Here is a 638-nt window from a genome sequence, read left to right as displayed (position 1 = left end):
CTGTCTCGGTGGCCTCGGTGATCCGTACGCGGTCGGCGCGGTGGTGGTCCACCTTCAGGACCGTGAGCTGCCAGCCGTCGGTCTCGACGGTGTCCCCGGCCGCCGGGATGCGCTCCAGGGCGGTGGCCAGGAGGCCCGCCACCGTTTCGTACGGGCCCTCGGGGGCGGTCAGGCCGATGCCGGTGAGCTCGTCCAGCCGTACGCCGCCGTCCGCCTCCCAGGCGCCGGGGCCGAGGGGCACCAGGCCCGGGGTCTCGTCGGTGTCGTGTTCGTCGCGCACGTCGCCGACGATCTCCTCGACGATGTCCTCCAGGGTGGCGACCCCCGCCGTGCCCCCGTACTCGTCGATCACGACGGCCATGGTGTGCGCCCTGCGCAGCCGGTCCAGCAGCCGGTCCACCGGGAGGCTGTCCGGGACCAGGAGCGGGGGCGTGGCCAGGTCGGTGACGGGGGTGGTGGCGCGGTCGGCGGCGTCCAGGGCGAGGACGTCGCGGATGTGCACGGTGCCGACCACCTCGTCCAGGGTGTCGCGGTAGACGGGGAGGCGGGAACGCCCGGTGGCCAGGGTGAGGTTGGCGGCGTCGGCGGCGGTGGCGTGGGCCTCCAGCGCCTGGACGTCCACACGCGGGGTCATCACG

Annotated in this window: 1 protein-coding gene; it reads right to left on the bottom strand. The window is 74.8% G+C overall.

Features of this window, described 5'->3' with window-relative positions; translation table 11 throughout:
* On the bottom strand, window positions 1–638 hold a 638-nt coding region (locus tag CCN37_RS38390; protein WP_143262082.1), incomplete at both ends, for a hemolysin family protein.

It is taken from the genome of Allokutzneria sp. NRRL B-24872, from assembly GCF_002155965.1.
Taxonomy (GTDB): domain Bacteria; phylum Actinomycetota; class Actinomycetes; order Mycobacteriales; family Pseudonocardiaceae; genus Allokutzneria.
This window is presented reverse-complemented; position numbering and strand designations above follow the sequence as displayed.